Origin of the sequence: Burkholderia sp. LMG 13014 (assembly GCF_905232215.1) — a bacterium.
Taxonomy (GTDB): domain Bacteria; phylum Pseudomonadota; class Gammaproteobacteria; order Burkholderiales; family Burkholderiaceae; genus Burkholderia.
In genome coordinates, this window is record NZ_CAJNKE010000073.1 from 1 (window position 1) to 18,445 (window position 18,445).

Here is an 18,445-nt window from a genome sequence, read left to right on the forward strand (position 1 = left end):
AGCGCGCGATGCGCCCCAATAATGTCGATATCGGGCGCCGCGTTGCCGTGCGCGCCTTACCCTTTTCACTCCGGTTCATCCGGCAACAGACAGGGAGTCTTATGTCCGCCAGCGCCAATACCAACCCGCTTCTCGATTTCTCGGGCCTGCCCCGCTTCGGCGAGATCCGCCCGGAACACGTGACGCCCGCGCTCGACACGCTGCTCGATGCCGCCAACCGCGCGGTCGAAACGGCAAGCGCGGCCGCGACGCCGGCAACCTGGGCAGCCATCGTCGAGACGGTCGAGCACGTGACGGAGCCGCTGGGTCGCGCCTGGGGCATCATCGGCCACCTGAACGCGGTCGCCGATACGCCCGAACTGCGGGCCGCCTACGGCGAGAACCTGCCGCGCGTGACCGAATTCTGGTCGAGCGTCGGCCAGAACCTCGCGCTGTACGAGAAGTACAAGGCGATCGCCGCGAGCGCCGAATACGCGACGCTGTCCGTCGAACGCAAGAAGATCCTCGACAACGCGCTGCGCGATTTCCGCCTGTCGGGCGCCGAGCTGCCCGAGGACCAGAAGCCGCGCTTCGCCGAACTGCAGGAACAGCAGGCCGCGCTGTCGAAGGCATTCTCCGATCACGTGCTCGATGCGACCAACGCGTACGCGTACATCGTGCAGGACGAGGCCGAACTGGCCGGCCTGCCCGGCGACGCGATCGAAGCCGCCCGTGAAGCCGCGCAAAAGGATGCCAAGGAAGGCTGGAAATTCACGCTGCACTTCCCGTCGTACTTCCCGGTGCTGCAATACGCGGACAACCGCGCGCTGCGCGAGACGCTCTACCGCGCCTACGCGACGCGCGCATCGGAACTCGGGCCGCAGTACGGCGACGGCAAGGCCGAATGGGACAACACGGCGATCGTCACCGATGCGCTGAAGCTGCGCCGTGAAGAGGCGCAGATGCTCGGCTACCGCAACTTCGCCGAAGTGTCGCTCGCACCGAAGATGGCCGAATCGCCGCAGCAGGTGATCGCGTTCCTCGAGGATCTCGCGACGCGCGCGCGCCCGCACGCGGACAAGGACTGGGACGAGCTGCGCACGTTCGCCGCGAAGGAACTCGGCCTCGCCGAACTCGCGCCGTGGGACGTGGCATACGCGGCCGAAAAGCTGCGCGAGCAGCGCTATGCGTTCTCGGAAAACGAGGTCAAGCAGTACTTCCCGGAACCGGCCGCGCTGAAGGGCCTGTTCACCGTCACCGAGACGCTGTTCGGCGTGCAGATCAAGCCGGACGACGCGCCGGTGTGGCACAAGGACGTGCGTTTCTTCCGCGTCGAGAACCGCGACGGCTCGCTCGTCGCGCAGTTCTATCTCGACCTGTACGCCCGCGAAGGCAAACGCGGTGGCGCATGGATGGACGACGCGCGTTCGCGCGCGAAGCGCGGCAGCACCGTGCAGACGCCGGTCGCCTATCTCACCTGCAACTTCTCGGCGCCGGTCGGCGGCAAGCCCGCGTGCTTCACGCACGACGAAGTCATCACGCTGTTCCATGAATTCGGCCACGGGCTGCACCACATGCTCACGCGCGTCGACGAGCTCGGCGTGTCGGGCATCAACGGCGTCGAATGGGATGCCGTCGAGCTGCCGTCGCAGTTCATGGAAAACTTCTGCTGGGAATGGGACGTGCTGTCGTCGATGTCGTCGCACGTCGACACGGGCGCCGCGCTGCCGCGCGAGCTGTTCGACAAGATGATCGCCGCGAAGAATTTCCAAAGCGGGCTCGGCACGCTGCGCCAGATCGTGTTCTCGATGTTCGACATGCTGCTGCACGTCGACTTCGACCCGGCGGGCGCCACCGGCGTGACCGCGTTCGCGCGCGAGATCAACGAGCGCTATCACGTGATCCCGCAAGCCGCGTTCTCGCGCTGGCCGAACACGTTCAGCCACATCTTCGCGGGCGGCTACGCGGCCGGCTACTACAGCTACAAGTGGGCCGAAGTGCTGTCGGCCGATGCATACGCAGCGTTCGAGGAAGCGGCCGCCGCGAGCGGCAGCGTGCTCGACGCGGCGACCGGCACGCGCTATCGCCGTGAAATCCTCGAGGTCGGCGGCAGCCGCCCGGCGATGGATTCGTTCAAGGCGTTCCGCGGCCGCGAGCCGCAGATCGATGCGCTGCTGCGCCACAACGGGATGGCCGCGCCCACGCACTGAGCGCGGCGCCCTGCCCGGTTCTTCCGGGCGCATCGAAAGGCACCGCTGCGGCGGTGCCTTTTTTCATGGTGCCGGCGCTTCGTTTCCGGCGTCATCCGCGTGGTCGGCATCGTTCGTGTTGCCGGCTTCGTCGTCGAACAGCGAGAACTGCCCGTGGCGCTCGGCGGTATCCTCGTCGATGCGCACACCGACGCCCAGCAGCCGCACCGCCTGCGCACGCCGTTGCAGCCCCTTCGCGAGCAGCGTGACGGCGGTGTCCGCATTCGTCGCGTCGGCCACGCACTCGACCGTCGTGCGCTGGAAATCGGCGAAGCGGATCTTCACGTACAGCTTGCGGATCGACCGCGCAGCACCCGCCCGTTCGATCCGGGCGTCGAGTTGCACGACGAGGCGGCGGATTTCATCCGCGCACTGTTCGAGCGTCGTCAGGTCGGTCACGTAGGTCGTCTCGACGCTGACCGACTTGCGCTCCTGGTCGGCCTGCACGGGCCGCTCGTCGATCCCGCGCGACAGTTCGTACAGCCGTCGCCCGAACGCGCCGAATTCGCGGTGCAGGTCGATCAGCGGCCAGTCGCGCAACTGCGCGCAGGTCTGGATGCCGAGCCGGTCGAGCCGCGTGGCCGTCACCTTGCCGACGCCATGCAGCTTGCGTACCGGCAGCGCCGCGACGAACGCGTCGATCTCGTGCGGCCGCACGACGAACAGCCCGTCGGGCTTGTTCCAGTCGGACGCGATCTTCGCGATGAACTTGTTCGGCGCGACGCCGGCCGACACGGTCACGCCGACCGTGTCGTACACGCGCTGGCGGATCTCCCGTGCAATCAGCGTCGCACTGCCCTGGCAGCGCTCCGACCCGCTGACGTCGAGGTAGGCCTCGTCAAGCGACAGCGGCTCGACGTCGGGCGTGTAGTCGCGATAGATCGCCATGATCTGCCGCGACGCCGCGCGGTACTTGTCCATCGCGGACGGCAGGATCAGCAGGTCCGGGCACTTGCGCATCGCCAGCGCCGACGACATCGCCGAATGCACGCCGTAGCGCCGCGCCTCGTAGTTGCAGGTCGCGATCACGCCGCGCTGGTCGGGCCGGCCGCCGACCGCGAGCGGCCGGTTGCGCAGCGACGGGTCGTCGCGCATCTCGACCGACGCGTAGAAGCAGTCGCAGTCGCAATGAATGATCTTGCGCATGCGCGGCAGCGCGTCGCCCGGCGGCGGTGCGTGCGGATCGGCAGGCGGAATGATGGTCGGGTTCACGGTGCCGATACTGTACAAAAACACAGTGCCGGTTTCAACTGTCGCGTGTTGCCATGCCCGGCGGCGCCGTACCGGCCCGCTTTGCGCGGATCGTACCGGCCCTGCGCGGGCAGCGGCGCCTATACTCGTCAGCCGCAAGACACGAAACGCACAGGTGACGGATGAAGACGATCGGACTGATCGGCGGGATGAGCTGGGAATCGTCGGCCGAGTATTACCGGATGATCAATCGTCATTCGAAGGCGCTGCACGGCGGCCACCACAATGCGAAGAGCGTGCTGGTCACGGTCGATTTCGCGGAGATCGAAGCGCTGCAACGCACGCACGACTGGGTCGCGCTCGGCGAACGGATGGCCGACGCCGCGCGACAGCTCGAAGCGGCCGGCGCCGATCTCGTCGTGCTGACGACCAATACGATGCATCGCGTCCACGACGCGATCGAAACCGCGGTGACGCTGCCGTTCCTGCATATCGCCGATCCGACCGGCACGGCGCTGCGCGATGCGGGCGTCGAGCGCGTCGCGCTGCTCGGCACGCGCTATACGATGGAGTTGCCGTTCTACGCGGAGCGGCTGCGCGAGAAGTTCGGCCTCGACGTGCTCGTGCCCGACGAAAGCGGGCGTGACGACGTGCACCGGATCATCTACGACGAGCTGTGCCACGGCATCATCTCGCCGGAATCGCGCGCGACGTATGTGCGGATCATCGATACGCTCGCGCAGCACGGCGCGCAGGCGGTGATCCTCGGCTGCACGGAAATCACGCTCCTGATCGGCGCGGCCGATTCGCCGCTGCCGGTGTTCGATACGACCGCGCTGCATGCGAAGGCGGCCGTCGAGTGGGCGGCGCGCTGACACGCACACGGCACGTGCCGCCGATGCAGCGGCTTCACTGACATCCGCGGCCAGCCGCATACACCGATCGATCCGCTCCCGACCACCCGACGGACGAACCTCGACGAATACGGCCAGGCGTTCGCGACGCGTCGCGCCGAGTAGCTTGCTAGGATATCGGCCTCGACCCTACCTCACCCGATCAGGACGATTCGCCGCATGGGAAATCGCGCATGGCTGTATCTTCGGAGCGACTCGGGCAACGGCGCGCGCATGACCCAGGTCGCCGAGGCCGACAACCACTTTCCGACCCTGTGGCGCGTCCTGCTCGCCGACGGTGCCCGAGGCGCGGCGATCACCGATCAGCGCGTATTCGGCGATGCGGGCACCGACAACCTGACCAGCGATGCCGACGCCGCCGTGGCGCGGCTGGGTACGCTCTCCACCTTCCTTGGACGGCATGCGCGGCGCGGCGAGACACCGTGGCTGGCACGCCAGCTCGACGGCGCAGCCCGATACCTCGGCGAGCAGGCTGCGCGCCTGACGGAAAACGGCCAGCCGGCAGGCTTTTCGGCCAATCTCGACGAATTGTCGTGGCTGTCCGACGACGACGACTTCATCGCGACCACGCGCGAGTCCTGCCACGCGACCTGGACGCAGATACAGGCGTGCATTGCAGCAAACGACGTGCGAGGCGTACGGCATCTGCTCGGGATCGGCGGGCCGGGCGACTGGGTCTGGGGATTCGGCTTCGGCGGCTTGTCTCACGCGTACTTCTCGCGACAGCAGCAGCCGCGCGACATGAGCTACGACGATTTCGTCGCGTCGGGCGGATTCTCGGCTGACGACCTGCGCTGCGACGCCAGCGGCTCCGACGCGTTTCGTTCGAAGCGGCGCCAGCGATTCCTGAGCGAGGACTATTTCGACTGGCTGCAGCCGCATCTGGACGACCGCGTCGCGTACTGGTCGGAAAACATCGCGCCGGTGGGCAGCACCGAAAACGAACAGAAGGCGCTGGCCGCACGCTATCTCGTGTCCGGTCACTACCCGCGCTTCCTGCTCATGTACACGAGCGGCATGGACCTGACGCTGCTGCGCGATGCGCTCGAACCGGTGATCGCGGCGTACGAGCGCTGCACCGACGCGTACCGCGCGCACGAGGAGAACGATCGCCAGCCACCACTGTGGTTCGACAGCATCGAAGACTACGAGACCGTGATGCAACTGATCGGTTTCTGCTACCTGCTGCATCGCCGCGACCTGCTGCCGCGCATCGCCGCGATGTTCGATCCCGCCTGTCGCGCCCGCGATACGCTGTACGAAGACCTGCTCGCGTACGAATTCGAGGGCCGCTTCGATGTCGACCAGTGGTATCACGACGTCCCGTATCGTCCGCTCGTCTTCAGCTTTTACCGCGACACGAAGGCGGAATCTATCGACGACATCGCCGCTTATCTCGACACCTGGTATCCGGCGATGCACGACGCAACGTGGCACGACGGGCATCTCGACGTCGGTGCGAAGGGCAAAGGCAGAAAGATCTATTTCGGCTATTGGGCCGTCGAAGCGGCCGCGGCGGCCTATCTGCTGGCGCTCGACGACAGCAGCCTGCGCGATCGGCTGGTGTATCCGAAGGATCTGGTCGACTTCGCGCGCAGCCGCGATACCGATACGCGACCGGACACGGCGCCCGACGGCACGCGCTGAACGGAACGGGCCCGGCAGATCTGCACGGGCCCGCACATGCGGCACGCCGCATGTGCGTTTCGGCGCTGGAAAACAAAAAACCCGGCACGGGGCCGGGTTCCTGTCGACGAAGCGCGCATCGGTCACTTGCGCTGCACATCGTCTGGTGTGCTTGGTTGCGGGGGTAGGATTTGAACCTACGACCTTCGGGTTATGAGCCCGACGAGCTGCCAGACTGCTCCACCCCGCGTCAGAGAAATAAATTATAGGGTGAGGGAGCACTCACGTCAACACTTTTGTCACAATTTCTTCTTCGATCATCGAAACAGCGGCGCGCGGCGCCTCCCCCGCCCCGCACGATGCGCGCGTTCGCATCGCGTGCTCGCGGTAAGATGGCGGCCTTCGCATTCACCCCGCACGCACACTCCCGTTCATGAAAATCGCCACCTGGAACGTCAACTCGCTCAACGTCCGCAAGCAGCATGTGCTCGACTGGCTCGCGCAAAGCGGAACCGACGTGCTGTGCCTGCAGGAACTGAAGCTGCCGGACGAGAAATTCCCGCGCGCCGAGCTGGAAGCCGCCGGCTACCGCAGCTGGTTCACGGGCCAGAAGACCTACAACGGTGTCGCGATCCTCGCGCGCGACACGCTGTCCGTCGACGAAGCGGATGTCGTGCGCAACATCCCCGGTTTCGACGATCCGCAGCAGCGCGTGGTCGCCGCGACGGTCGACGGCGTGCGCATCGTGTCCGCGTATTTCCCGAACGGCCAGGCGCCCGACTCCGACAAGTTCGTCTACAAGATGCAATGGCTCGACGCGCTGCAGGCATGGCTGCGCACCGAGCTGCAGCGCTACCCGAAGCTCGCGCTGCTCGGCGACTACAACATCGCGCCGGAAGACCGCGACGTGCACGACCCCGCGAAATGGGAAGGCCAGAACCTCGTGTCGCCGCAGGAGCGCGCGCACTTCGCGCAACTGATCGAGCTCGGCTTCGTCGATGCGTTCCGCCGCTTCGAACAGCCGGAGAAGACCTTCACGTGGTGGGACTACCGGATGATGGCGTTCCGCCGCAACGCGGGGCTGCGCATCGACCACGTGCTGTTGTCGCCGGCGCTCGCCGAGACGTGCACGTCGTGCGAAGTCGATCGCACGCCGCGCACATGGGAACAGCCGTCCGACCACACGCCCGTCGTCGCGGTCGTCGGCTGATCGTTCAATCCGCCCGCGCGCGCTCAGCGCCGCGCGGGCGCCGGCCCGAGATGGGCCCACAGGAACCCGAATTCCGCCGCGTCGGCTTCCGCGCGTTCCAGATCGTCGGCGCTGCCGTGGCCGCCGTCGGTGTTCTCCCAGTACCACACCTGTTCGTGACCGAGCGCATGCATGCGCGCGGCCATCTTGCGCGCATGCGCAGGATGCACACGGTCGTCGCGCGTCGACGTCGTCAGCAGTAGCGGCGGATACGTGACGCCTTCGCGCACGCGGTGATACGGCGAGTACGCGGCCAGCGCCGCGCCTTCGTGCGGATCGTCCGGGTCGCCGTACTCGTCGAGCCACGCGGCGCCCGCGTGCAGCTTCGGATAGCGCCGCATGTCGAGCAGCGGTACGCGGCAGAGCACCGCGCCGAACAGCTCCGGCCGCTGCACCATGCACGCGGCGACCAGCAACCCGCCGTTGCTGCCGCCTTCGATGCCGAGCTGCGCGGCGGTCGTTACGCCGGTCGCGGCCAGATCCTCGGCCACCGCGATGAAATCGTCGAACGAACGCTGGCGGTGTTCGCGCTGCGCATCGACGTGCCAGCGCGGCCCGAACTCGCCGCCGCCGCGGATGTGCGCGAACGCCATCACGCCGCCGCGCTCGAGCCACCCGATACCGAACGCATCGCTGTAGCCCGGCAGGTTCGGGATCGCAAACCCGCCATAGCCCGACAGCAGGCACGGCCGCGCAACACGCGCGACACCGTCGGCCACGTCGAGTGCATCGCGCGGCCCGATCAGCGTGTACGGCACCATCGTGCCGTCTTGCGAGCGCGCGTTCGCGCGGCGCACGACGAGCCCGGCCGCGTCGAACTGCACCGGCGGCCGGTCGAGCAGCACGCGGCGCGACGGCGCATCGTCCGCGCGATCCGCAAGATCGGCCAGCCAGCATTCAGGCGGATCGAGATAGGTGTCGACGTCTACGTAAATCTCGTCATTCAGCGTCGATTCGACGGGCTCGACGTCGATTTGCGCATCGCACGGCCCCGGCCACTCGAACGGCCGCGCATCCCACGTCCACGTGCCGTCGTCGGCCTGGCTCGGCTGCCATAGCATCGTGCGGTTGTGCACGTCGTCGAGCCAGCTCGCGATCAACGTCGTGCGCGTGTGCGTCCACGTGCACGCGGACGTCGACGGTTGCGGCGCGAACAGCGTCGTGAGTTCGCGCGACCCGGCCAGGAACGCCTGCTCGCGGATCGCGAGCAGCGAGCCGCCCGCATGGCGCACGCCGTCGCAATCCCAGTCGAGGCGCGGCTCCAGCACGAGCCAGCCTTCCCAGAATCCGACCTCGACATGGGTCGGCACGTCGTAACGTACCCACTCGCCCGCGTCGGTCAAGCGGTACGCATGTGAATCGAAAAAGTCGACACTGCGCCACGCGACGTGGCGGTTGTCGATCGGATCGAACCCCGCGCCGGCACTGATGTCGTCGGGTTCGCCGCGGAAGACGACCGGCGCATCGGCAAGCGCCGTGCCGCGCACCCAGCGGCGCGCTTCATACGGATAGCCGGCCGCGGTCGCATGCGCTTCGCCGCGATCCCAGCTCACGTAGACGGTATCGCGATCGATCCAGCCGACCGTGTGATGCCCCGGCTCGTCGATCGTGAAGCCGCCGTCGACGAAGCGCCGTTCGACGAGATCGAATTCGCGCACGACGACCGCGTCGGCGCCGCCCGGCGACAGCGACAACAGCGCGCGATCGCCGTCCGGATACAGGATCGAGTCCTGCTCGAACACCCACGACTCCCCCTCCTCCGCACCGAGCGCGTCGACGTCGAGCAGCGTTTCCCACGCCGGTTTTCCCGCACGCCAGTCATCCCAGCGCGTGCGGCGCCACAGCCCTTTCGGATGGAGATCGTCCTGCCACAGGTCATACGCCCAGTCGCGCCAGCGGGTCGGAATCACCGGGCGTTCGCGCGGCAGGTACGCTTTGGCGAGGCGCGCCGTCAGCGCGCGATACGCGTCGTCGTCACGCAGCGCGGCGCGTGTGCGCGCATTCTGCTCGTCGACCCACGTGCGGGCGCGCTTGCTGTCGAGCGCTTCGAGGAAACGGAACGGGTCGGCCCCGGCGGGCCAGCGGAAAGAATCGGACATTGCGGATGGGCGGAATGGCACGCTGCGTGCAAACCGCGATTATGTCCGATTGCGGCATGCGCGATGCCCGCGCATGCCGCGAATCGTGCTCAGGGCTCCAGATGGAGTTCCTGGATCTTGCGCGTGATCGTGTTGCGGCCGATGCCGAGCCGCTCCGCGGCCTCGACCTTGCGGCCACGCGTGAAGTCGAGCGCCTCGCGGATCACGGCCGCCTCGAAGCGGCGTGCGAGTTCGTCCATCACGTCGGCCGAGTTCTCGCGCAACAACCGTGCGACTTCGGTGCGCAAGCCATGCTCCCAGACCGGATAGCCAGCCGGCGCGCCGCCGTTCGGCGCGGCCGCGACAGGCGCGGACGCCACCGGTACCGCACCGATCGCCGGTTGCGAGAGCGCCGTATCGCCACCGCTGAAGTGCGCGTCCGCACCGTCGCCCGTCGCGACCACCGGCGCACCGGCCGGCACGAGGTCGGGCGGCAGGTCCTTGATCTCGACCGTTTGCGCGGGCGCCATCACGGTCAGCCAGTTCGCGAGGTTCTCGAGCTGGCGCACGTTGCCGGGAAACGCCAGCGACGTGAGGTAAGCCAGCGCGTCGTCGGACACGCGCTTCGGCTCGACGCCGAGATCGCGCGCGCTCTTCTGCAGGAAGTGGCGCGTGAGCAGCGCGATGTCCTCGCTGCGTTCGCGCAGCGCCGGCAGGCGCAGCCGGATCACGTTGAGCCGGTGGTAAAGATCCTCGCGGAACAGCCCCTGCCGCACGCGCGATTCGAGATTCTGGTGCGTCGCGGCGATCACGCGCACGTTCGCGCGCAACGGGTTGTGCCCGCCGACCCGATAGAACTGCCCGTCCGACAGCACGCGCAACAGGCGCGTCTGCAGGTCGAACGGCATGTCGCCGATTTCGTCGAGGAACAGCGTGCCATTCTCGGCCTGCTCGAAGCGGCCCTGCCGCGTCGTCTGCGCGCCGGTGAACGCGCCGCGCTCATGGCCGAACAACTCGGATTCGAGCAGGTCCTTCGGAATCGCCGCGGTGTTCAGCGCGATGAACGGCCCGTTCGCACGCGGGCTGTGACGGTGCAGCGCACGCGCGACGAGCTCCTTGCCGGTGCCTGATTCGCCGGTGATCAGCACGGTCGCGGCCGAATGCGACAGGCGGCCGATCGCGCGGAACATGTCCTGCATCGCGGGCGCCTGGCCGAGCATCTCGGGCGCCTCGGCCACGCGCTCGTCCTGCGGCGCGCCGGCGCGCAGGCTTTCTTCCACCGCGCGGCGGATCAGCTCGACCGCCTTGTCGACGTCGAACGGCTTCGCGAGATATTCGAACGCGCCGCCCTGGAACGCCGCGACGGCGCTGTCGAGATCGGAGAACGCCGTCATGATGATGACGGGCAGGCCCGGCAGGCGCTCGTGCATCGCCTGCAGCAACTCGAGGCCCGAGCCGCCCGGCATCCGGATATCGGATACGAGCACCTGCGGTGTCTCGTGGTCGAGCGCGGCCAGCGCGTCACGCACGTTCGCGAAGCTCTTCGTCGCGAAGCTGTCCCGGGCGAGCGCCTTTTCGAGCACCCAGCGGATCGATTGGTCGTCGTCTACTATCCAGATCGGCTTCATAGGTCGGTCAGATATTGGTAAATCTGGTGAATCGCCATGCCGCCGCTCAATGGTCGAGCGGCAGCAGGATCTGAAATTCGGTACGTCCGGGCCGGCTTTCGACCTCGATCATCCCGTCGTGCTGCTGCACGAACGTCTGCGCGAGCGTCAGGCCGAGGCCGCTGCCGTCATCGCGCCCGGACACGAGCGGGTAGAAGATCCGGTCGCGGATTTCCTCCGGAATGCCGGGCCCGTTGTCGATCACGTGCAAGTCCAGTGCCAGCCGGTACAGGCGCTTCGCGATCGTCACCTTGCGCGCGATGCGCGTGCGCAGTTCGATCTTCGCGTCGCCCTGCGCGATCCGGTCGCGCAGCGCCTGCGCGGCGTTGCGCACGATGTTGAGCAGCGCCTGGATCAGTTGCTCCTTGTCGCCGCGCAGGTCCGGCACGCTCACGTCGTAGTCGCGCTCGATCGTGAGCCCGCGCGGGAATTCCGCGAGCATCACCGCGCGCACGCGTTCGCATACTTCATGAATGTTCACGTCGCCGACGATGTGCGGATGCCGGTGCGGCTCCAGCAACCGGTCGACGAGCGTCTGCAGGCGGTCGGACTCCTTGATGATCACCTGCGTGTATTCGCGCAACTCGCCGCGCTCGCGCTCGCCGAGCTCGAATTCGAGCAGCTGGGCTGCGCCGCGAATGCCGCCGAGCGGGTTCTTGATCTCGTGCGCGAGGTTGCGGATCAGTTGCTTGTTGACCGCGGTCAGGTCGTGAATGCGCTCCTCGCGATCGGTGCGCGACTGCCGCTCGTTCTCGAACAGTTCGACGAGCACGAAATCGGGCGCGGTCTCGAGGAAGCCGACGATCGCATGCACATGCAGCGGTTCGCGGCCGGGCCGGTCGAGCACGGTATCGAGATGCGTCGCGTGAAAGCGTTCCTCGCCGATCGCGGTGATCGTCGATGCCAGCTCGTTCGCGTTCGGAAAAATCTCGCCCCACGGCCGCTGCGCGAGCTGCCGGCGCGAGATGTCGAGCATCGCCTCCGCGGACGGGTTCGCGAACGCGATCCGCAGCGTCTTGCGGTCGAGCACGATCACGACCGTCGGCAGCGCTTCCAGCCCCGCCAGCAGGCCCGAGCGCGCGAGCCGCTCGTCGTCCGTCTGTCGCTCGGGCTGCCCCGTTTTCGCCTTGATCAGATTCTTCAGAACCATCTGCGTGCTTGTCGCGCCTCAACGGGCCGGAAAAGGAAAATCACCGGAACAAAAAAGGGACGGCTGGACGCCGCCCCTTTCAGACTCCGCCGTTCCCGTCGCAGGCCGCGCGACGGGAACGAACCGGCAGGACGGCGCTGAATCGAAGCGCCATCGCCGATTACAGCGAGTAGTACATCTCGAACTCGATCGGGTGCGTCGTCATGCGGAACTTCGCCAGCTCCTGCTCCTTCAGCGCAAGGTACGCGTCGAGCATGCTGTCCGTGAACACGCCGCCACGGGTCAGGAACTCGCGATCCTTGTCGAGTGCTTCGAGTGCCTGGTCGAGGCCCGCGCACACGGTCGGGATCTTTGCATCCTCTTCCGGCGGCAGGTCGTACAGGTTCTTGTCCGCGGCTTCGCCCGGATGGATCTTGTTCTGGATCCCGTCGAGGCCTGCCATCATCAGTGCCGAGAACAACAGGTACGGGTTCGCCATCGGATCCGGGAAGCGCGTTTCGATACGGCGGCCCTTCGGGTTCGACACGTGCGGAATGCGGATCGATGCCGAACGGTTGCGTGCCGAGTAGGCGAGCTTGACCGGTGCTTCGAAGTGCGGGACCAGACGCTTGTACGAGTTCGTCGTCGGGTTCGTGATCGCGTTCAGTGCACGGGCGTGCTTGATGATGCCGCCGATGTAGAACAGCGCCAGTTCCGACAGGCCGGCGTAGCCATTGCCTGCGAACAGGTTCTGGCCGTCCTTCCAGATCGACTGGTGAACGTGCATGCCCGAACCGTTGTCGCCGACGACCGGCTTCGGCATGAACGTCGCCGTCTTGCCGTACGAGTGCGCGACGTTGTGGATGATGTACTTCGACCATTGCGTCCAGTCGGCGCGCTCGACCAGCGTCGAGAACTTCGTGCCGATTTCGTTCTGGCCCTGGCCCGCCACTTCATGGTGGTGCACTTCGACCGGGATGCCGAGCTGTTCGAGCAGCAGGCACATTTCCGAACGCATGTCCTGGAACGTGTCGACCGGTGCGACCGGGAAGTAGCCGCCCTTCGTGCCCGGACGGTGGCCCGTGTTGCCGCCTTCGAATTCCTTCGCCGACGACCACGGTGCTTCTTCCGAGTTGATCTTCACGAAGCAGCCCGACATGTCCGTGCTCCACTGGACCGAGTCGAAAATGAAGAATTCCGGCTCCGGACCGAAGAAGGCCGTGTCGCCGATGCCCGTGCTCTTCAGGTACGCTTCCGCGCGCTTCGCGAGCGAACGCGGGTCGCGCTCGTAACCCTTGCCGTCGGCCGGCTCGACCACGTCGCAGGTCAGCACCAGGGTCGACTCTTCATAGAACGGGTCGATGAAGGCGGCGTTCGGATCCGGCATGAGCAGCATGTCCGACGCCTCGATGCCCTTCCAGCCGGCGATCGACGAGCCGTCGAATGCATGACCGCTTTCGAACTTGTCTTCGTCAAACGCCGAAACCGGCACCGACACGTGCTGTTCCTTGCCGCGCGTGTCCGTGAAGCGGAAATCGACAAACTTGCAGTCCTCGTCCTTCACGAGTTGCATGACGTCGGCGACGGTTTTACTCATAACCTCTTCTCCTGATTGAACAATTCCGGCGGACTGGGAACCGCCTCGTTTATCGAGCTGACCGGGGTCTTGCTTTTGCGCAGCGCGCCCCGATTCGACCGAATCCTATAAAGCAGCTTCCGTGCCACCTACGCGCAAGACTGGCGCGAATCGCGCCAGCGCTCGTCACGACGGGGCTGTGCTGCGCAATTCCGGGGCCCGGCTTCGCACCACCCGCCAATTGAAAGCACCGCGATGGTGCAATCGTTGCAGCGCGCCACGCCCACGGAATCATTCTGGTGCATGCGCGCCATTCTGCACTCTTTTGGTGAACGCGTGTGCAGTGCGCGCACCGTACCGCACACGGACATCCGCGCCGCGACGCCGCGCTAGAATGTTCGTTTGACCGATAGGAGACTCCCTGCCATGAGTACGCTCGACCAGCTTTACGCGAAGGCCGACGAACGCCGCGCACAAGGCGCGCTCAACTACGCCGGGGCGCTGCTGCCGGCCGAGGCTTTCGAACTGCTGCAGCTCGACCCGTCGGCGCGCCTCGTCGACGTGCGCACCCGCGCCGAACTCGACTGGATCGGCCGCCCGCTCGTCGGCGACGGCCAGTACCTGCACCTCGAATGGACGCGCTACCCGGGCGGCGTGCCGAACGCCGAATTCGTCAACGAACTGAAGGCGGCCCTCCCGGCCGATACACCCATCCTGTTCCTGTGCCGCAGTGCCGCGCGCTCGAAGCTCGCCGCGATCGCCTCCACGCAGGCCGGCTTCACGAAGGCGTTCGACCTGCTCGAAGGCTTCGAGGGCGCGAAGGACGCCGAAGGCCACCGCAAGACGGTCGAAGGCTGGTGCTTCCGGAAACTGCCGTGGATCGGCGCCTGACGGCGCGCCGCTCCAGCCGGTTGCGACAACCTCATCGTCGAGCCGGGCGATGACATGCCGATGACGGGCCGCGTTGCGCGGCCCGTGGCTTTTGTGCGGCCGGTCGAGGGGCCGCTCAGGCGCGCGGCGTCTCGGGTTCGACGACGTCGCCGCCGAGCAGGTGCACGCCTTCGCGCAGCTTCACGTACGCGGCCGCGACCGCTTCCGGCTCGCCCTTCACGCCGAGCTCGATGTGACGGCGCGCGTAGATTCCGCCGCGCTCCGCATCGCCGACGCTCGGCAGGCTGAACACGCGCACGCCCGGGAAATCGCGCTCGATGCGCTCCATCAGCGGCGTGAGCGTCGATTCCGGCAGCTCGAACACGTACAGCGAGCGCTCCGCATGGGGCGTCGCGTGATGCAGGTGCGCGTACTTCGTATCGAGCACCCATTCGATCATCGGCCACGCCATCACCGGGAAGCCCGGCACGAAGTGCAGGTCGCCGACCGAGAAGCCGGGAATCCGGTTGTAGCCGTTCGGGATGATCGTCGCGCCCACCGGGAACACGCCCATGTTGAAGCGGTGCTGGTTCTCCGGCGACTCGAAGTCGACCGGCGTGGCCGGATCGGTGTGCGTTTCGCGGATCCGCTCCGAAATCAGCACCTTCGCGTCCGGATGCAGCTCGAGCGGCACGCCAAGCGCGGCGGCCGCGCACTGGCGCGTGTGGTCGTCCGGCGTCGCGCCGATCCCGCCCGTCGAGAACACGATGTCGCCCGACGCGATCGCGCGTGCGAGGGTCGCCGTGATGCGCGCCGGATCGTCGCCGACGTATTCGGCCCAGTCGAGCGCGAGGCCGCGCGCGCCGAGCAGCTCGATGACCTTCGCCAGATGCTTGTCCTGCCGGCGGCCCGAAAGGATTTCGTCGCCGATGATGATGATGCCGATGCTCATGCCTGCCCCATGTCGATTGCGGTGGCGCGCGAACTCGCACGCAGGTCCTCCAGCGCACGCAGGCAGTAATGCCCGAACCACAGCGCCGAGAAGACGAGGATGAAAGCGTAAACCCAGATCATGGCCGCCGCGACGAACGGAAACAGCACCATCATCCAGACCGACGATACCCACACGAAGGTCGGCACGGTGCCGAGCAGCCCGGTCGCGACGCCGATGCCGATCAGCGGCCAGCGGTGCTGCCGCACGAGCGCCCGGCGCTCGTCGCGGCTCGCGTGCAGCGCCAGCGCGTCGTAGGTCATCACGCGATACGTGAGCCAGCCCCAGATCACGGGCGGCAGCAGCGCGAAGAACGGCGGAATCAGCCACAGCGGAATGGTGACGACGAGCACGATCACACCGGCGATCGCCGCCCCCAGCGAATTGAACACGCTGCCGAAGAAGGTGCCGCCGCGCTTTGACTCGAGCGCCGCGAACTGCCGGTTCGACAGGTGCTTGATCACGACCGGCATCGAAATCGTCGCGATCAGCAGCAGCACGGTCAGCACGATCAGCGGGATCGCGAGCGACACGACCACGAACGGCGCGACGACCGCATGCAGCTGCGACATGCCGATCGCGTCGAACGCGCGATACAGCATGGCGGTCAGCACGAAGCCATCGAGCGCGCCGCGTGCAAGGTCCAGCAGCGTCTGCCACGAGAACCACAGCACGACGCCCCACAGGACGGCCGAGACCAGAAACGGCATCAGGGTGAGCCACAGCATGCGCGGATGCAGTGCGCTCGCCAATGCCCGGACGAAGGAACGCAGCAAGTCGTTCATGCGAGCCTGTATCGACGGAGAAAAACGGGGAAAGGATAAACCACGCGGCCCGCATGCGCCAAAGCACATGCGGGCCGCGTGGGAGAGCCGCTCAACGTGGGAATGGCCGGATCAGGCCGATGCCGCGCCGCGCTTGGCGGGGAACAGGCGCCGGAAGATCCGCACGAACGCGAGGCCGTGCTGCGCCCAGAAGCCTTCGCCGTAGGACACGCCCTCGACCTGGTCGCGGATGCCGGTCGGCTCGACCGTGCGGTTCCACGACGCGGTGCCGAACATCATGTCCCACCACGGGAACAGCACGCCGAAGTTGCAGCCGTACTTCGTGCCTTCGTGGCCGTAGCCGACCGCGTGGTGGCGCCGGTGGAAGATCGGGCTCACGAGCAGGCGCTCGCCGAGCCAGCCGAACGGCAGCCGCGCATTCGTGTGCTGAATGCTCTGCATGAAGTTGGTGAACGCGGTCAGCACGACGAACTGCGACGGCGTCACACCGATCACGAGCGCGATCGCCGCGAAGAAGCACGACTGGATCACGTCGTCGAGCACGTGGTTGCGGTCGTCGCACCACAGCGACATCTGGCGCTGGCTGTGATGCACCGCGTGCAGCTCCCACCAGATACCGAACTTGTGCTGCCAGCGGTGATACCAGTAGCCGGCGAAATCGAGCACGACGAGATAGATCACGAACGTGACGATCGGCTTCGAGGTCACGCCCGGCCACAGGTAGTCGAGGTTGAGGTTCGCCACGCCGTGCAGGCGCAGCCACGCCTGGAAGTTGTCGAACAGCGGCTGCATCGCGAAGAAGAAGAACAGCGAATAGATGCCGAGCTTCGCGATCGCCGTGTAGATCACGTCGACCCGCACGGCCCGGCGGTTCGTCCAGCGCTCGACGGGCAGCAGCGCCTCGAGCGGGCGCAGCAGCACGAACATCAGGACCATCTGCAGCGCGCCGACGATCACCCAGTACAGCGCGTCGTAGGTGTCCTCGTCATAGTCCATCAGGTTGAACTTGAAGAGGAGCGGCTGCACGACGTCGACGTACAGCCAGGTCTGGATATCCGATACGAATGCATCGATCAGGTGCAGCATCGCTCTCCCCCGCCCGTCACGCGCCGTTCGCGGCGCGCCACGGCGCGCGGTCGTAGAAGTAGATGCCGTGCGGCGAGCGGCCGACGGCGATCGTCTGCACCAGCTTGCGCGAAGCAAGATCGATGATCCCGACCTTCTTCGCGAAGCGGAACGTCACCCACAGCGTCTTCTTGTCGGCGGACAGCTCCATGTCGTCCGGGCCCGGCAGCAGGCCGGTGATGTCGCCGACGTTGGTGAGCGTGTTCTCGTCGATGATGCTGATCGTGTTCGCGACCCGGTTCGTCACCGCGACGTGCGTGCCGTCGGCGAGCGAGCGGAAGTTGTGCGCGCCCTTGCCGGTGTAGATCTGCTTGACGACCTTCTGGTTGCGCCAGTCGACCACCGCGACGTAATCCGCGCCGGTCATCCCGACGAGCAGGTACTTGTCGTCCGGCGTGAGCCACAGGCCGGCCGGCACCTTGCCGACCTTCATCTTCCACTTGACCGTCTGCGTCGGCAGGTCGATCGCCGCGATCTCGCCGGAGACCTGCAGCGACACGAGCAGCGTCTTGCTGTCCTTCGTGAACGCGAGGTGGCTCGGCATCACTTCCAGCGGCACGCGCTTCACGAGCTTCAGGTCGCGGCCGTCGTAGCCGTAGATGTCGACGCGGTCGAGGCGCAGGCCGGCGGCCGCGAACCACTTGCGGTCGGGCGAGAAGCCGAGCTGGTAAGGATCGTCGATCCCTTCGACGGTGCGCTGCAGCTTGCCCGTCTTCGGATCGAGGAACATCAGGCTGTTCGAGACCGAATTTGCAACGATCAGCGACGAATTGTCGGGCGTCGCCATCAGGTGGTGCGGTTCCTTGCCGGTCGGCATCGTGCCGACGACCTGGCGGGTCTGCTGGTCAATCAGCGAAAGCGTCGCTTCGGCCGAATTGAGGATGATCACGTTATTCGCGTGTGCGGCGGGCGCCAGCACGGCGGCGGCCAGCGCGAGCGTGCGGCCGAGGGAAAGGAAAGTGCGCATGAAGACTCACGTCGTGGAACAACCGTCATTGTAAAACGTACAACCGGCC

14 protein-coding genes and 1 tRNA gene are annotated in these 18,445 nt (G+C 66.6%); 5 read left to right on the forward strand and 10 right to left on the reverse strand.

Annotated features, from left to right (window positions below):
- The first annotated feature begins 101 nt into the window (after positions 1-101).
- Entirely contained in the window at positions 102-2,189 is a 2,088-nt protein-coding gene (locus tag JYJ84_RS11460; RefSeq protein WP_122945797.1) for a M3 family metallopeptidase, read from the forward strand.
- A gap of 63 nt (positions 2,190-2,252) precedes the next feature.
- On the opposite strand, the gene dinB is transcribed toward JYJ84_RS11460, so the two are convergent.
- Positions 2,253-3,464, reverse strand: a complete 1,212-nt coding sequence (gene dinB / locus JYJ84_RS11465; protein WP_122945798.1) for a DNA polymerase IV — start codon at positions 3,462-3,464, stop codon at positions 2,253-2,255.
- Positions 3,465-3,601: 137 nt separating this feature from the next.
- Here dinB and JYJ84_RS11470 point away from each other — a divergent pair, with 137 nt between their 5' ends.
- Complete coding sequence (locus JYJ84_RS11470) at positions 3,602-4,294, forward strand: aspartate/glutamate racemase family protein (RefSeq protein ID WP_122945799.1); 693 nt, start codon at positions 3,602-3,604, stop codon at positions 4,292-4,294.
- A gap of 198 nt (positions 4,295-4,492) precedes the next feature.
- Positions 4,493-5,980 (forward strand): PoNe immunity protein domain-containing protein, encoded by a 1,488-nt coding sequence (locus JYJ84_RS37730; RefSeq protein WP_236027611.1) that lies wholly within the window; start codon positions 4,493-4,495, stop codon positions 5,978-5,980.
- Between the two features lie 152 nt (positions 5,981-6,132).
- Here the strand turns inward: JYJ84_RS37730 and JYJ84_RS11480 are convergent.
- Positions 6,133-6,209, reverse strand: a tRNA-Met gene (locus JYJ84_RS11480).
- A gap of 183 nt (positions 6,210-6,392) precedes the next feature.
- Here JYJ84_RS11480 and xth point away from each other — a divergent pair.
- Complete coding sequence (xth, locus tag JYJ84_RS11485) at positions 6,393-7,169, forward strand: exodeoxyribonuclease III (RefSeq protein ID WP_043190389.1); 777 nt, start codon at positions 6,393-6,395, stop codon at positions 7,167-7,169.
- 23 nt (positions 7,170-7,192) lie between these two features.
- Here the strand turns inward: xth and JYJ84_RS11490 are convergent, their stop codons facing one another.
- From JYJ84_RS11490 to glnA, 4 genes are all read right to left on the reverse strand, one after another.
- Positions 7,193-9,307, reverse strand: a complete 2,115-nt coding sequence (locus JYJ84_RS11490; protein ID WP_122945800.1) for a prolyl oligopeptidase family protein — start codon at positions 9,305-9,307, stop codon at positions 7,193-7,195.
- Positions 9,308-9,396: 89 nt separating this feature from the next.
- Positions 9,397-10,914 (reverse strand): nitrogen regulation protein NR(I), encoded by a 1,518-nt coding sequence (ntrC, locus tag JYJ84_RS11495; protein ID WP_122945801.1) that lies wholly within the window; start codon positions 10,912-10,914, stop codon positions 9,397-9,399.
- Between the two features lie 46 nt (positions 10,915-10,960).
- Positions 10,961-12,103: a nitrogen regulation protein NR(II) gene (glnL, locus tag JYJ84_RS11500; RefSeq protein WP_122945802.1), complete on the reverse strand. Its 1,143-nt coding sequence runs from the start codon at positions 12,101-12,103 to the stop codon at positions 10,961-10,963.
- Between the two features lie 160 nt (positions 12,104-12,263).
- Positions 12,264-13,679: a type I glutamate--ammonia ligase gene (gene glnA, locus JYJ84_RS11505; protein ID WP_122945803.1), complete on the reverse strand. Its 1,416-nt coding sequence runs from the start codon at positions 13,677-13,679 to the stop codon at positions 12,264-12,266.
- 405 nt (positions 13,680-14,084) lie between these two features.
- On the opposite strand from glnA, the gene JYJ84_RS11510 reads away from it, so the two are divergent.
- Positions 14,085-14,549, forward strand: a complete 465-nt coding sequence (locus JYJ84_RS11510; RefSeq protein WP_122945804.1) for a rhodanese-like domain-containing protein — start codon at positions 14,085-14,087, stop codon at positions 14,547-14,549.
- Positions 14,550-14,664: 115 nt separating this feature from the next.
- On the opposite strand, the gene JYJ84_RS11515 is transcribed toward JYJ84_RS11510, so the two are convergent.
- From JYJ84_RS11515 to JYJ84_RS11530, 4 genes are all read right to left on the reverse strand, one after another.
- Positions 14,665-15,480 carry a molybdopterin-binding protein gene (locus tag JYJ84_RS11515; RefSeq protein ID WP_175222661.1) on the reverse strand — a complete coding sequence of 272 codons (816 nt, stop codon included), beginning with the start codon at positions 15,478-15,480 and terminating at the stop codon, positions 14,665-14,667.
- A complete protein-coding gene (locus tag JYJ84_RS11520) occupies positions 15,477-16,304 on the reverse strand; it encodes an EI24 domain-containing protein (RefSeq protein ID WP_122945806.1) in 828 nt (275 codons plus the stop codon). The genes JYJ84_RS11515 and JYJ84_RS11520 overlap by 4 nt, the downstream gene beginning before the upstream one ends.
- A 111-nt stretch (positions 16,305-16,415) precedes the next feature.
- Positions 16,416-17,390 carry a sterol desaturase family protein gene (locus JYJ84_RS11525; RefSeq protein ID WP_122945807.1) on the reverse strand — a complete coding sequence of 325 codons (975 nt, stop codon included), beginning with the start codon at positions 17,388-17,390 and terminating at the stop codon, positions 16,416-16,418.
- A 16-nt stretch (positions 17,391-17,406) separates the two neighbouring features.
- Entirely contained in the window at positions 17,407-18,396 is a 990-nt protein-coding gene (locus JYJ84_RS11530) for a beta-propeller fold lactonase family protein (RefSeq protein ID WP_027786950.1), read from the reverse strand.
- Positions 18,397-18,445 lie beyond the last annotated feature (49 nt).

What these genes read in the sequence shown, in the direction of transcription:
- JYJ84_RS11460 (WP_122945797.1), top strand. Translation starts at nt 102, where the DNA reads ATGTCCGCCAGCGCCAATACCAACCCGCTTCTCGATTTCTCGGGCCTG.
- JYJ84_RS11470 (WP_122945799.1), top strand. Translation starts at nt 3,602, where the DNA reads ATGAAGACGATCGGACTGATCGGCGGGATGAGCTGGGAATCGTCGGCC.
- JYJ84_RS37730 (WP_236027611.1), top strand. Translation starts at nt 4,493, where the DNA reads ATGGGAAATCGCGCATGGCTGTATCTTCGGAGCGACTCGGGCAACGGC.
- xth (WP_043190389.1), top strand. Translation starts at nt 6,393, where the DNA reads ATGAAAATCGCCACCTGGAACGTCAACTCGCTCAACGTCCGCAAGCAG.
- JYJ84_RS11490 (WP_122945800.1), bottom strand. Translation starts at nt 9,307, where the DNA reads ATGTCCGATTCTTTCCGCTGGCCCGCCGGGGCCGACCCGTTCCGTTTC.
- ntrC (WP_122945801.1), bottom strand. Translation starts at nt 10,914, where the DNA reads ATGAAGCCGATCTGGATAGTAGACGACGACCAATCGATCCGCTGGGTG.
- glnL (WP_122945802.1), bottom strand. Translation starts at nt 12,103, where the DNA reads ATGGTTCTGAAGAATCTGATCAAGGCGAAAACGGGGCAGCCCGAGCGA.
- glnA (WP_122945803.1), bottom strand. Translation starts at nt 13,679, where the DNA reads ATGAGTAAAACCGTCGCCGACGTCATGCAACTCGTGAAGGACGAGGAC.
- JYJ84_RS11510 (WP_122945804.1), top strand. Translation starts at nt 14,085, where the DNA reads ATGAGTACGCTCGACCAGCTTTACGCGAAGGCCGACGAACGCCGCGCA.
- JYJ84_RS11515 (WP_175222661.1), bottom strand. Translation starts at nt 15,480, where the DNA reads ATGAGCATCGGCATCATCATCATCGGCGACGAAATCCTTTCGGGCCGC.
- JYJ84_RS11520 (WP_122945806.1), bottom strand. Translation starts at nt 16,304, where the DNA reads ATGAACGACTTGCTGCGTTCCTTCGTCCGGGCATTGGCGAGCGCACTG.
- JYJ84_RS11525 (WP_122945807.1), bottom strand. Translation starts at nt 17,390, where the DNA reads ATGCTGCACCTGATCGATGCATTCGTATCGGATATCCAGACCTGGCTG.
- JYJ84_RS11530 (WP_027786950.1), bottom strand. Translation starts at nt 18,396, where the DNA reads ATGCGCACTTTCCTTTCCCTCGGCCGCACGCTCGCGCTGGCCGCCGCC.